This is a genomic window from Pedobacter sp. (assembly GCF_035317785.1).
Taxonomy (GTDB): Bacteria; Bacteroidota; Bacteroidia; order Sphingobacteriales; family Sphingobacteriaceae; genus Pedobacter.
On sequence record NZ_DATHGC010000128.1, the window covers coordinates 1 to 13,159 of the forward strand.

Annotated in this window: 12 protein-coding genes; 6 read left to right on the top strand and 6 right to left on the bottom strand. The window is 45.0% G+C overall.

Features of this window, described 5'->3' with window-relative positions; genetic code table 11:
• The 4 genes from VK541_RS07600 to pyrF form a co-directional block, all read right to left on the bottom strand.
• Nucleotides 1–2,091 (bottom strand): FtsK/SpoIIIE family DNA translocase (locus tag VK541_RS07600; RefSeq protein WP_324368535.1); only part of this gene is annotated, 2,091 nt, incomplete at its 3' end.
• A 226-nt stretch (nucleotides 2,092–2,317) separates the two neighbouring features.
• Nucleotides 2,318–2,539: a PspC domain-containing protein gene (locus VK541_RS07605; protein WP_324368536.1), complete on the bottom strand. Its 222-nt coding sequence runs from the start codon at nucleotides 2,537–2,539 to the stop codon at nucleotides 2,318–2,320.
• Nucleotides 2,540–2,638: 99 nt separating this feature from the next.
• On the bottom strand, nucleotides 2,639–3,535 hold the full coding sequence (locus tag VK541_RS07610) for a DMT family transporter (RefSeq protein WP_324368538.1): 897 nt from the start codon (nucleotides 3,533–3,535) through the stop codon (nucleotides 2,639–2,641).
• Nucleotides 3,532–4,362 (bottom strand): orotidine-5'-phosphate decarboxylase, encoded by an 831-nt coding sequence (gene pyrF, locus VK541_RS07615; protein WP_324368540.1) that lies wholly within the window; start codon nucleotides 4,360–4,362, stop codon nucleotides 3,532–3,534. The genes VK541_RS07610 and pyrF overlap by 4 nt, the downstream gene beginning before the upstream one ends.
• Nucleotides 4,363–4,632: 270 nt before the next feature.
• Here pyrF and rho point away from each other — a divergent pair, with 270 nt between their 5' ends.
• Together rho and pssA are read left to right on the top strand one after the other, a co-directional pair.
• Complete coding sequence (gene rho / locus VK541_RS07620) at nucleotides 4,633–6,327, top strand: transcription termination factor Rho (RefSeq protein ID WP_324368542.1); 1,695 nt, start codon at nucleotides 4,633–4,635, stop codon at nucleotides 6,325–6,327.
• A gap of 4 nt (nucleotides 6,328–6,331) precedes the next feature.
• Complete coding sequence (gene pssA / locus VK541_RS07625) at nucleotides 6,332–7,027, top strand: CDP-diacylglycerol--serine O-phosphatidyltransferase (protein WP_324368544.1); 696 nt, start codon at nucleotides 6,332–6,334, stop codon at nucleotides 7,025–7,027.
• A gap of 3 nt (nucleotides 7,028–7,030) precedes the next feature.
• On the opposite strand, the gene VK541_RS07630 is transcribed toward pssA, so the two are convergent.
• Together VK541_RS07630 and folK are read right to left on the bottom strand one after the other, a co-directional pair.
• Nucleotides 7,031–7,408, bottom strand: a complete 378-nt coding sequence (locus tag VK541_RS07630) for an Hpt domain-containing protein (protein ID WP_324368546.1) — start codon at nucleotides 7,406–7,408, stop codon at nucleotides 7,031–7,033.
• Between the two features lie 18 nt (nucleotides 7,409–7,426).
• Nucleotides 7,427–7,921 (bottom strand): 2-amino-4-hydroxy-6-hydroxymethyldihydropteridine diphosphokinase, encoded by a 495-nt coding sequence (gene folK, locus VK541_RS07635; RefSeq protein WP_324368548.1) that lies wholly within the window; start codon nucleotides 7,919–7,921, stop codon nucleotides 7,427–7,429.
• A gap of 59 nt (nucleotides 7,922–7,980) precedes the next feature.
• On the opposite strand from folK, the gene sppA reads away from it, so the two are divergent.
• From sppA to VK541_RS07655, 4 genes are read left to right on the top strand one after another with little or no spacing between them, the layout of a single operon-like run.
• A complete protein-coding gene (gene sppA, locus VK541_RS07640) occupies nucleotides 7,981–9,753 on the top strand; it encodes a signal peptide peptidase SppA (protein WP_324368550.1) in 1,773 nt (590 codons plus the stop codon).
• Between the two features lie 13 nt (nucleotides 9,754–9,766).
• Entirely contained in the window at nucleotides 9,767–11,443 is a 1,677-nt protein-coding gene (locus tag VK541_RS07645) for a helix-hairpin-helix domain-containing protein (protein ID WP_324368552.1), read from the top strand.
• A 19-nt stretch (nucleotides 11,444–11,462) separates the two neighbouring features.
• Nucleotides 11,463–12,065 (top strand): DUF4254 domain-containing protein, encoded by a 603-nt coding sequence (locus VK541_RS07650; RefSeq protein ID WP_324368554.1) that lies wholly within the window; start codon nucleotides 11,463–11,465, stop codon nucleotides 12,063–12,065.
• Between the two features lie 5 nt (nucleotides 12,066–12,070).
• Entirely contained in the window at nucleotides 12,071–13,156 is a 1,086-nt protein-coding gene (locus tag VK541_RS07655) for a glycosyltransferase family 9 protein (RefSeq protein WP_324368556.1), read from the top strand.
• Nucleotides 13,157–13,159 lie beyond the last annotated feature (3 nt).

Consider the following 13,159-nt stretch of genomic DNA (forward strand, 5'->3'; position numbering starts at 1 on the left):
ATCCAGAATGGTCCTGGAGTCAATTTTGGAAAGTACCCTGAATGCCAGTCTCGCAGGGAAGTTGGCTTTAATGGTACCCGTAATGATATTTACAGATGGCCGCTGAGTAGCCAGCACCAGGTGGATACCTACCGCACGGGCCAGCTGGGCCAGCCTGGCTATAGGCGTTTCCACCTCTTTACCAGCGGTCATCATCAGGTCGGCAAACTCATCAACGATCAGTACGATATACGGCAGGAAGCGATGTGAATTATTCGGGTTCAGTTTGCGCTTAATAAACTTCTCATTGTACTCTTTCAGGTTCCTTACCTGTGCGTCCTTCAGCAGGTCATAACGCTGGTCCATCTCAATACAGAGGGAATTTAAGGTATTGATCACCTTCTTCGTATCAGTAATGATGGCATCTGCCTCTCCCGGAAGCTTGGCCAGGAAATGCCGCTCTATTTTATTGAACAGCGTCAGCTCCACCTTTTTCGGATCCACCAGTACAAATTTCAATTGCGACGGATGTTTTTTATAAAGCAATGAAACCAAAATGGAATTGATACCAACCGATTTACCCTGCCCCGTAGCCCCGGCTACCAGTAAGTGCGGCATTTTGGACAGGTCCGCAATATAAACCTCATTAGAAATGGTCTTTCCTAAAGCGATAGGCAAATCCATAGTCGTGGTCTGAAACTTCTCTGTCGCCAGTATACTGCGCATCGACACCATTTCAGGATGCATATTGGGCACCTCAATACCAATGGTACCTTTCCCCGGCATAGGAGCAATGATCCTGATCCCCAGGGCAGCAAGGCTTAGCGCAATGTCATCTTCCAGGTTCTTGATCTTGGAAATCCTTACACCGGGAGCAGGAATGATCTCATAAAGGGTCACCGTAGGTCCTATCGTCGCCTTGATCTTATCAATCTCTATATTGTAATGATTCAGGGTTTCAACGATCTTGTTCTTATTGGCCTCCAGTTCCTCTGAATTTACAGAAATCTTATTTGACCCATGATTCTCCAGCAGATCCAGGTGCGGGTATTTATAACTGGCCAAATCAAGCGTCGGGTCATAATTCCCAAACTGTTCTACCAGTTCATCCGATTTTTTATCTTCCTCAGTTTTCTCGATGGTCAATTCCGGATCCGCTTTGGCAACCACAGACTCAATCACTACCGGCGTATGCATTACATTTACAGCCGGTGTGAATACAGGTGGAATGACTTCTTCATCATCAGCCCTCTCCTCAAACCGGGATGGAGTAATGACAATGTTCTGCTCTTTTTTACGCTGGCTGGCCCCCAGTCTGTCATTGAGCGTAAACTCAACCGGCTCAGAACGCACTTCGTTCTCCAGTTCAATATCCCCCGGCACTTCCGGCACAATGGCATTTCCCGTATATTGTTTTCTTCCGGGCAATTTAAAATCAATATTGTAAGCAATGATAAGTACAGCCAATGCCAGGAAAGCGATCAATCCGCCAACTCCTGCAACCCCGATCTGTGCGACCAGCAGTTTATTAGACCAATATCCAAATTCACCTTCCAGAAAATGCGGGGTGTCAGACAAAAATGCATGGCCAAACCCTAAGGTCAGCGACAGGAATAAAAGAAAGAACAAGCTATAACCCAATGTCTTTTCCATTGAAAAGATCCTGACCTTAAACAATAACCGGTAACCAATCACAAAGAATACAAAAATGAACAGAAATGAAGCCACACCAAACCATTCGTAGATAAACTGGTGGGACAGCAGCGCACCAATCTTGCCAAGCCAATTCTGTACCACAGGCGGTATATTTACCTGCTGCAGTTCCTCATAAGTTTTAAACAGGTTACTCCAGCCGCCGTTGGCATCAATTACATAGCTGTAATCGTCTTCCCAGGTAAACAAATAAGAGGTAAAAGCAATCAGAAGATACAGTGAAAGAATAATAAAAACCAGGCCGGCTATTTTCACGATCCTTCCATCCTTCAGGTCCAGTTTCGGCATTACCTCCTGTTGTTCTTTAAACTTTCTGGCACCTGCTTGCTTTTGCCCCGGCTTGTCAGACGATTCGTTTCTAAATGAATTGGACTTAAATTGGTTTCCCCTTACCGACATTTTCGTTACTAATATTAATAATCAACAAACTTAGATAAAAGTGTGTATCATTTGGTTACACAATAAAAAAATATTCTGAAATCTTAAACCTTTTTTAGCTCTGAAAGTCATACCTGTACACAACGAGTAAGTTTTGATTTTTAGATAGTTTTGTTTTAGGTTGATCCCGCTTAGTTTTTAATTAGGCGGGATTTTTTTATCCCGGACAATTGAACGTCATCATTTGCTAAACATCCCAGATCCTCAGACGGATCCTTTTTATATAATGTCTTGCATCCAGGACCAAAGCAGCTAATATGTAAAATACTATAGGAAAGCCAACCGCCAAAAAAGAAGAATAAATAAAAAAAAGCCTGATCTTACTGATAGACATGTTCAGCCTTTCTGCGAGGTAAGTGCAGACCCCAAAACTCCTTTTTTCAAAAAATGTAATGATTTTCTGGAACATCTTATTTATTTGATATTTTGATTCCGATACCCAATTTAAGCATTTTTTCCTAGCATCAGCAATTATTTAATAACAAAGTACTGTTCGCAAAGCCAATCGTCAGGTTCTTTGTGTTTTGTAATTGGTAATGAACACACCGAGGATAATAAGCGCGGTAGCGATGATGATGTCAATGGTGATGATTTCATCCAGGATCAGCCAGCCCAGGAATAAGGCGATAACCGTATTAAAATAAGTCAGTACCGAGACTTTAGTAGCAGAGATTTTTTTTAACGCATAGTGATAACAAAAGTAGCCGGCTACTGAGCCAAATACCGCGAGGTAAACCACGGCCATCAAGCTGTACGAACTCCAGGCACTAACGTCAGTATCCCCCGAAAAAGTAAATGCCAGACCCAGCTGCACAACAGCAGAAAACGCAAACTGGTAAAAAAGATCAAGAAATATATTTGCCGATTTATGGGTATATTTTTTGGTATAAATCGTACCTGCAGACCAGCCCGTAATTGCGAGGCACAGAGCCAGGATACCCGTTTTATAATTTGGATCAAGCAGGTCGCCGATACCGTCCCGAAAGATAAATGCAACGCCCAGAAAGCCAATAACCACACCCAAAAACCCCTTCAAGGATGGTTTTTGCAGGCCGATCAGCACACATCCCAAAAAAACGATCAGCGGACTGAGCGCATTCAATAAAGAAGTAAGCCCGCTTGGGATGGTTTCTTCGGCTACAGTGGTCAGTCCGTTTGCCACTACAACCATCAATAAAGAAACCAGCATTTGCCGCCTCAAATATGGCCAGCCCATCCATTTGAGTTCATTCTTGCGCAGCAGGACGGTCAGCAGAATTAAAGAAGCAATACTTTGCCGGATCGCGGTAACAAACCAGGCAGGAATGGTTTCCACGGCCACACGGATGCCCAGGTAAGTAGTTCCCCAGATCAATGCAACCCCGAATAAAGCCAATATTAACTTCAGATCAGCAGGTTTAATCATACCAGCTGAGCGGCGGTTAAGATCTGCTCCATCTCCTGCTGCAGTTTCAAGGCCTCTGCCCGTGCTTTTTCAGCAAAATCCTCCCCCTTACCGGCATAAATGATCCCTCGTGAGGAATTGATCAGAAGACCACATTCCTTGTTCAGACCGTATCTGCATACCTCCTGCAAACTCCCGCCCTGGGCGCCAACACCAGGAACCAATAGGAAGTTGTCCGGTACCAGCCGTCTTATATTTTCAAACTCAGCACCTCTTGTCGCCCCCACCACATACATCAGCTGGTCACTGCCAGCCCATTGGGAAGAAATGCGGATCACCTCCTCATGAAGTTTCCCCTGCGGGGTCTGGTGCAGCTGAAAATCGCTGTGCCCTGAATTTGAGGTCAGCGCCAGTAAGATCACCCATTTGTCCGCATAATTTAAAAACGGACCTACAGAATCACTGCCCATATACGGAGCTACCGTGATGGCATCAAAGCTCATCCCCGACTTTTCTTCGTTGAAGAAAGCATCTGCATACATGGCCGAAGTATTGCCGATATCTCCTCTTTTGGCATCTGCAATGGTAAAAATGTTGTTAGGTATGTATTTCCAGGTTTTAATCAAAGTATCCCAGCCCTTCAATCCCATCGATTCATAAAAAGCAGTGTTGGGTTTATAGGCAACGCAGAGGTCTTTTGTCGCATCAATGATCTGTTTGTTGAATTCCAAAACAGGATTTTCATACTTTAACAGGTGCTTTGGGATGTTTTCCACTACCGGGTCAAGGCCTACACACAAAAAAGATCTCTTGGTTTTTATTTGCTCGAATAACTGCGTCTTGTTCATCAGGGGGTAATATATGTGTGCAAAGATGCCAAAATTAACACTGATTTAACTGGAATTTTGGTCTTTTTACTGCAATTTATTTTAAACATTTTTAAGTTTTTCTTGGAGAATAGTTTTCAAATACATACAATTGCAACATAATTCTCAAAAAGCTTTATCTGACCATTCCAGAAAATCTCATTAAAATTTGTTTTCAACTATTTTTTATAAGCATAATCTGCTTGGTTCAATTGGTAAAATCTTTTTTAAAAAATTCTCTACACCGATATAATGTTTAATAAAACAGAATTAAATGAAAAGCTCACTGCAGAACTGCGTGAGATTGCAAAAACTAAGGGTATACTAAACGCAGAAGAATTACGCAAGGCTGAACTGGTCGAGATCATCGCTCAAATTGCTGAGCTGGAATCTGCCACAGAGGCCCCGGGTGAAGAACCTGAGCCAAAAGCACCAAAAGTAAAGCTTGCTAAAGCTGCAAAAGAAAGCACTGCCGAAAAACCCGCCAGAAAAAGAATCCGCATTCCCAAAGAGGAAGAAAAAGAAAGCAATAGTCAAAGACCGTTTAACAGAGCCTCTTTGTTTGATCCGCAGCCCGCATCTTCTGACAGCTATCCGGAAACAATAGTTGAGGAAGAAATGCCATCCCGTTTTGAGCCTGCTGAAGAAATTACTGAGGTAGCCAAAACAGATCCGGCAGAATCTGCGCCCGGAGTTAATCCGGCACCTGCGGCAGTTCCTGCCTTCGACAATAAAAAGAACAAGCCTCAGCAGAATAACGAGGTCAGACAAAAAGGCAATACCATTGGCCAGACCAGCAAACAAATAGAAAACAGTTACTCCAATCTTGATTTCGACAATACCATCACCAATGAAGGTGTACTGGAAATCATGCCTGATGGTTACGGTTTTTTAAGGTCGGCTGATTACAACTACCTTTCTTCTCCTGATGACATTTACGTATCCCAGTCCCAGATCAAATTATTCGGACTGAAAACAGGCGATACAGTGAAAGGAAGCATCCGTCCGCCGAAAGAAGGCGAAAAATACTTTCCGCTGGTAAGGGTAGAAACCATCAACGGCCGTTTGCCCGCTGACGTAAGGGACCGTGTCCCTTTCGATTACCTGACCCCGCTGTTCCCTACAGAAAGGCTAAACCTGTTCACAGAAACCAACAACTACTCTACCCGCATTATTGACCTCTTTACCCCGATAGGTAAAGGTCAGCGTGGTCTGATCGTAGCGCAGCCTAAAACCGGTAAGACCAACTTACTGAAAGAAGTCGCCAATGCCATTGCAAAAAACCATCCCGAAGTATACCTGATCATATTGCTGATCGACGAGCGTCCGGAAGAGGTGACCGATATGGCAAGAAGCGTACGTGCAGAGGTAATCGCTTCTACTTTCGATGAGCCAGCAGAACGTCACGTAAAGATCGCCAATATCGTATTGGAAAAAGCCAAACGTCTCGTAGAATGCGGTCATGATGTAGTGATCCTTTTGGATTCTATCACCAGGTTGGCAAGGGCTTACAATACTACTGCCCCGGCTTCAGGAAAGATCCTGTCAGGCGGTGTGGATGCCAACGCATTGCACAAACCAAAACGTTTCTTTGGTGCCGCGCGAAATATAGAAAAAGGAGGTTCACTAACCATTCTGGCAACAGCACTTACAGATACAGGTTCTAAAATGGACGAGGTGATCTTTGAAGAATTCAAAGGAACCGGTAACATGGAACTTCAGCTGGATCGTAAACTATCCAACAAACGGATCTTCCCGGCCATCGACATTACAGCGTCAAGCACAAGAAGAGACGACCTGCTTCACGACAGAGACACTTTACAGCGTGTATGGATCCTGCGCAACCACCTGGCAGACATGAACGCCCAGGAAGCTATGGAATTTGTACAGGCACAAATAAAAGGCACTAAATCCAATGAAGAGTTCTTAATATCAATGAACAGCTAATTCAATGGTTAAAAAACACATCCCGAATGCAATAACCTGTGCAAATCTGTTCTCAGGCTGCATCGGGATTGTTTATGCTTTTAACGGTCATCTCGAAACCGCAGCTTACTTCGTCTTACTTTCCGGTATTTTTGATTTCTTTGACGGCCTTGCGGCAAGAGCGCTGCATGTCAAGTCAGAGATTGGCAAGGAGCTGGACTCCTTAGCAGATATGGTAAGCTTTGGCTTCCTGCCCGGAGTAGTCATGTTCCAGCTGCTCAAACAAAGTGATTACACCTCCGAATACCTGCCTTATCTGGGTTTCATTATTACAGTTTTCTCCGCTTTGAGGCTTGCCAAATTTAATATCGATACCCGACAGACAGACGATTTTATAGGTTTAAATACCCCCATGAATACGTTGTTTGTAGTTTCTTTACCATTCATTCAGCGGGATTATCCCGCATTGATCAGCTCTACCATTTTGCTCCTTGCACTTATCGCAATCCTGAGCGCATTACTGGTCAGTGAGATCAGGATCTTCTCTCTAAAGTTTAGCTCAGTCAGCTGGAAGCTCAATAAGCTCAAATACATTTTTTTGATCCTGTCCGCTTTGCTGATACCCTTTCTGAAATTTGCAGCCGTACCCTTTATCCTGGTACTTTACATTGCGCTGTCTATCGTCCATTTCAAACAAAATCCGGCAATCGAAGCTCAATAGAAATTATAATCTTTCTTCCAGTTCTGCCCTGGCAATGTCAAGCTGCCGGTAAAGTATCGCCGTAAATGCAGCCATCTCCGCACAATCCGCAGGCAGCTGATCGAGGTTTTTAAGCTCTTTGGCATTATCTTCTATACTTTGCATGAATTCTTTAGCGTCTTCCCTGCCCACATACACAAAAGTTGGTTTCATTTTATGTGCACTTGCCGACACTTTGGCCCAGTCTTTATTGGCTACAGCCTGCTCAAGTTCTGCGATGTAAAGCGGAGTCTGCACTTTAAACAGGTCTATCATTTCTATAATAAACTCAGCACTGTCCCCGCACATATCTTTCAGATAGGAAAGATCCAGAGGTTCATTATTTTTTTGCTCGTTAATCATCTAAACAAAACTATAAAATTAAATCTTCGAAACCGTTAAATCATCAGCTAAACTTTGCAATAACTCTGATACAGTCTTTTTTAGTACAGGATGCTCATAATCCGGTGCAATCTCCGCAAGAGGTTCCAAAACAAATTTCCGGTGCTGCATTTGGGGATGCGGTACCTGAAGTACATCCGGTTCGTTCACAACAACATCTCCGTAAAGAATGACATCAATATCGATCAGTCTTGAGCCCCATTTTTCATGCCTTACCCTGCCCAGTTCTTCTTCAATCACGAGTGCCTTTTCCAGCACTTCCAGCGCAGAAAGGGTCGTACTGACGCCCAATGCCACATTTAAGAATGAAGGCTGGTCCTCCTTCCCCCATGCAGCAGTTTCATACATTGATGACCGGCTGAAAACAACCCCGATCCGTTCTTTGATTTTGCAGATCGCGGCATCGATCAGCTGCATTCTGTCACCCAGATTACTCCCCAGTAACAAATAAACTTTTTTATGATCCAACTCCATAGAGACCCCTATAGGGGTATTTTTTATTTATATTTACAAATTAAATACATAACCCCCACATGAGAGAATTTTTCAAATATGTTTTTGCTACAATCATAGGATTTGCCATTTCAATTGTGATCGTTGCTGCCATCGTTTTCGGTATAATTGCAGGTGTAGTCTCATCAATAGATGACGACAACAGCGTTCTGGTCAGCGACAATTCGGTACTTTACCTGAATCTTGATCAGGCTATAGTCGAACGAACACCTCACGACAGCTTTGCAAATTTAGCCATAATGGGCGCAGACGGGGAAAAAAGTATTGGCTTTAATGACATCATCCGATCCCTTGAAAAGGCGAAAACCGATGACAAGATCAAATGCGTTTACCTGAGCGTATCTTCTCCGAACGCAGGTTTTGCCACCATGAGAGAAGTTAGAAATGCCATGATCGATTTCAAAGCCAGCGGAAAAAAGATCATTGCCTACAGCGAAGTATATACCCAGGGCGCTTATTACCTGGCATCAGTAGCCGACAAGGTCTATCTGAACCCAGAGGGCGCTTTAGAATTTAAGGGCCTAAGCTCTAAACTGATGTTCTTCAAAGGCGCTTTAGACAAACTGGGCATAGAAGCACAGATCATTCGTGTAGGAAACTACAAAAGCGCTGTCGAGCCGTTCATCACCGACAAAATGAGCGATAAAAACCGCGAACAGGTTACAGCTTATTTAAGCGGGCTATACAGCACATTTCTGCAGGGCATTTCAGAAAGCAGAAAAATAGACACCATTCAGCTTCACCAGATAGCCGATGACTATCAGATCCGCCAGCCCAAAGACGCACTTACCTACAAAATGGTAGACGGACTAAAATACAAAGATGAAGTTCTTGATGAACTCAAATCTTTAAGCGGAAAGAAAAAGAAAGACAACATTTCCTCTGTGACCATCAATGACTATGCAAAAGGCCTGAAAGATGAGAAAGACGGGGGCAGCAAAGACAAAATCGCTGTAATTTTCGCCAATGGCGACATCAGTGGCGGTGAAGGCAACAATGAAACCATCGGATCAGAAAAGATCTCCAGAAGCATCAGAAAAGCCCGCCAGGACAGCAGCATCAAAGCAATAGTATTGCGCGTAAATTCACCGGGCGGCAGTGCGCTCGCCTCGGACGTGATCTGGAGAGAAATTGTACTTGCTAAAAAAGTAAAACCTGTGATTGCGTCTTTTGGTGACGTTGCCGCCTCCGGCGGATATTATATTGCCTGTGCAGCAGATTCTATTTTTGTGCAGCCAAATACCATTACCGGCTCAATTGGTGTCTTTGGCATCATTCCAAATTTCCAGAACCTGCTGAACAATAAATTGGGCATAACCTTCGATGGCGTAAAAACCGGTAAATATGCCGACATCATGAGTGTGAACAGGCCACTTACAGCAGGTGAAACGCTAATCATCCAGAACGATGTGAACCGGGTATACGAAAGCTTCATCAGCCGCGTATCCAATGGTCGTAAAAAATCAAAGGCCTATATCGACAGCATCGGCGGCGGCCGTGTCTGGGTGGGCAGTGACGCCGTTAAAATAGGACTGGCAGACCGTACCGGCAGTTTCAAAGACGCCATCCATGCCGCTGCTAAGAAAGCCAAAGTAAAAGATTATGCCATTGTAGAATATCCCGAAATGCTGAGCCCGCTCAAATCGTTGATCCAGGATGGCACTGACAAAATAAAAACACATTATGCCAAAGCCGAAATCGGTGAAAGCTATCGTATTTATGAGCAGCTGAAATCGGCAATTGCAAAATCAGGCGTGCAAACCCGTATGCCCTTCCAGATCGTAATACAATAATACCAGGCCTTCTATGGAAAACAAAGCCATTGCACGTACCCTTCGCCTGCTGTCGCAGCTGATGGAACTGCACGACCAAAACCCTTTCAAGATCAAGTCAGTAGCCAACGCTGCCTTTAAAGTAGACAAACTGCCCTTTGCCATAAAAACTAAAAGCCTGGAAGAGATCGCGCAAATCGACGGGCTGGGCAAAAGTATATCGGCCAAAGTCTGGGAACTGCTGCAGACCGGAACCATGGCCGAGCTTCAGGACATTTTAAAAGAAACACCCGAAGGGATCGTTGAAATGCTGGGTATCAAAGGTATAGGCCCAAAAAAGATCATGGTCATCTGGAAAGACCTTGCCATAGAAAACATTGGTGAGCTCTATTATGCCTGCAATGAAAACCGCCTGATCGAAGCCAAAGGCTTCGGCTTAAAAACACAGGAAGAGATCAAAAAAGTGATCGAATTCCAGATGGCTGCCCATGGCAAATTCCTCTATGCCCAGGCCGAGCCACTGGTCAATAAATTATTTGAAGACCTGGCCGTCTGGCTCAACGGCTTCCAGGCCGAACCGCTGCTGGGCGTCGCAGGAGACTACAGAAGATGCCTGGAGATCATCGAAGAAATAGATTTTGCGATCGGGACCGAACAAATCCAGGAAATCTATGACCAGATCGAACAATTTCAGCCGCTGCAATTTGATAAACAGGACAACAATACACTTGTTGCTCTCAGTCCTTTCGGACTAAAGATCAGACTCCACCTGGGTACAAAAGCAGACTTCTACCTCAATTGGTTCAAACTCACCGGCAATGACGAGCATGTCGCAGCAGTATTAAAAATAGCCGGCGAAGGCCCCTTTGACGACGAACAGGCCATTTATAAAAAGGCGGGACTCGACTTTATCGAGCCCGAACTCAGAGAAGGGCTCAATGAAATCGAGCTGGCACAGACCGGCAAGCTGCCGCAGCTCATTAAATACGAAGACCTCAAAGGCAGTTTGCACAACCACTCCACCTGGAGTGACGGCGTGCATACACTGGAGGAAATGGCACTCTATTGCAGGGACCACCTCCAGCTCGAATACCTGGGCATGTGCGACCACAGCAAATCCGCATTTTATGCGAATGGGCTCAACGAGCAGCGGATCTTTGGCCAGCACCAGGAAATAGATGCCCTGAACGCCAGGCTGGCACCGTTCAAAATATTTAAAGGCATAGAAAGCGACATCTTGTACGACGGCTCACTTGACTACAGCGATGACATCCTCAAAACCTTCGACTTTGTCGTCGCATCCGTACACAGTATTTTGCGTATGGACGAGGAAAAAGCGACCTCAAGACTCATCACCGCAATAGAAAACCCATATACCACCATACTGGGCCACCCAACCGGCCGCCTGCTGCTCAGCCGAAAAGGCTATCCTATCGATTACAAAAAAGTAATTGATGCCTGTGCAGCCAACAAAGTAGTGATCGAGATCAATGCCAACCCGCTCCGCTTGGACCTCGACTGGCGCTGGCACCGCTACGCCCTGGACAAAGGAGTATTATTGTCAGTCAATCCCGATGCACACCGGACCGAAGGCTTTCACGACATGCGGTATGGCATACTGGTCGCCCGCAAAGGGGGGCTTCAACCACAGCAATGTCTAAATGCATTCTCCCTTCAAGATATCTCCCAATACTTCAACAATAAAAAATAGTAATCCATACCTTTACCAAATGATTAGTAAGCTTTGCAATAAGATCTTTCAGGACGCCATTAATGATTACCATGTTCACAACAACATCGATCAGTCCATCCAAAACCCTTATCGCATCAGCACCATTGAGCATCTTTTATACCTCAAATGCTGGATAGATACCGTACAATGGCACATGGAAGACGTGGTGCGTAATCCTCACATCAACCCGGTCGACGGACTGCGGTGGAAAAGACGCATCGATGTCTCCAATCAGGAACGCACCGATGTGGTGGAATACATAGACAGCTATTTTCTGGAAGAATACAAAGACATTACCGCAAAAGAAACTGCAAAGATCAATTCAGAAAGCCCCGCATGGGTGGTAGACCGTCTGTCTATCCTTGCGCTCAAGATCTATCACATGCAGGAGGAAACAACCAGAGCCGACGCCTCTGAAGAACATAAGCGCAACTGTACAGACAAGCTGAATATCCTGCTGACACAAAGAACAGACCTTTCCACCAGCCTCGACGAACTGATCACCGACATACAAAACGGCGACAAATACATGAAAGTCTACAAGCAGATGAAGATGTACAACGACCCTAGTCTGAACCCCGTGCTTTACAATCCAAAATAACCTTAATGGCGGAGACCACTAAAATATTAGTCATACGTTTCTCTGCCATGGGCGATGTGGCCATGGTCCAGCCCGTTTTAAAAGAATTTACAACTGCGTATCCCAATACCGAACTGCTCATCGTAAGCCGCGATCTTTTCAGGCCATTTTTTGAGGGGATGAACAGCCTCAGCTTTCATGGCATCGATCCAAAAGGAAAACACAAAGGACTATTTGGCTTGTACAGACTTTTCAAAGAACTGAAGGCACAAAATGTAACAGCCGTGGCAGACCTGCACAACAACCTGCGGAGCCGGATTTTGACCACTTTCTTCTCCCTGGCAGGCATCAGATCAGCAACCGTTGACAAAGGCAGGCAGGAAAAGAAGATGCTCACCCGAAAAATCAATAAGCAACTCATTCCATTAGCACTCACCGTACAACGCTACGCTGATGTTTTTATAAAACTCGGCTACCCCTTTAACTTAAAGAATACCCTGCAAAACCCCCGGCCCGAGGCGCTGGAACCAGGTATTTTGAGTCCTGAATTAGCTGATTTGTTAACAGCAAAACAATCAGCAGTAAAACAAACAACCAGCCCATCCAAATGGATCGGCATCAGCCCCTTTGCGCAGCACCTCCAAAAAGTATACCCACTACACAAATTAGAAGAAGTCCTGCTGGCTCTCGCCGGTCATGGCCATCAGCTGTTCATCTTCGGAGGCTCCGCAGAAGAAGAAAAAATAGCCGCAACCTGGTCCGGCAAACACCAAAACATCACCACCTTAGTCAAAAAGATGAAGATGGCCGATGAACTCAGATTCATTTCCAACCTGGACCTCATGCTCAGCATGGACTCATCAGGCATGCACCTTGCCTCCCTAAAAAACATTCCCGTTGTCTCCGTATGGGGAGCCACACACCCTTACGCAGGTTTTCTGGGATACGGACAGTCCATAGCCGATGCCGTTCAAACCGATCTGTATTGCCGGCCATGTTCCGTTTACGGCAACATCCCCTGCTACAGAGGAGATTTTGCCTGCATGAACAATTTACCACCTCAAACTGTTGTAGACAAAGTATTACATAAACTGAAGCATTACAAAAACTGAACA

Coding starts and splice junctions, on each gene's coding strand:
- VK541_RS07645 (WP_324368552.1), top strand. CDS start 9,767: ATGGAAAACAAAGCCATTGCACGTACCCTTCGCCTGCTGTCGCAGCTG.
- rho (WP_324368542.1), top strand. CDS start 4,633: ATGTTTAATAAAACAGAATTAAATGAAAAGCTCACTGCAGAACTGCGT.
- folK (WP_324368548.1), bottom strand. CDS start 7,921: ATGGAGTTGGATCATAAAAAAGTTTATTTGTTACTGGGGAGTAATCTG.
- pyrF (WP_324368540.1), bottom strand. CDS start 4,362: ATGAACAAGACGCAGTTATTCGAGCAAATAAAAACCAAGAGATCTTTT.
- VK541_RS07650 (WP_324368554.1), top strand. CDS start 11,463: ATGATTAGTAAGCTTTGCAATAAGATCTTTCAGGACGCCATTAATGAT.
- VK541_RS07605 (WP_324368536.1), bottom strand. CDS start 2,539: ATGTTCCAGAAAATCATTACATTTTTTGAAAAAAGGAGTTTTGGGGTC.
- pssA (WP_324368544.1), top strand. CDS start 6,332: ATGGTTAAAAAACACATCCCGAATGCAATAACCTGTGCAAATCTGTTC.
- VK541_RS07630 (WP_324368546.1), bottom strand. CDS start 7,408: ATGATTAACGAGCAAAAAAATAATGAACCTCTGGATCTTTCCTATCTG.
- VK541_RS07610 (WP_324368538.1), bottom strand. CDS start 3,535: ATGATTAAACCTGCTGATCTGAAGTTAATATTGGCTTTATTCGGGGTT.
- sppA (WP_324368550.1), top strand. CDS start 7,981: ATGAGAGAATTTTTCAAATATGTTTTTGCTACAATCATAGGATTTGCC.
- VK541_RS07655 (WP_324368556.1), top strand. CDS start 12,071: ATGGCGGAGACCACTAAAATATTAGTCATACGTTTCTCTGCCATGGGC.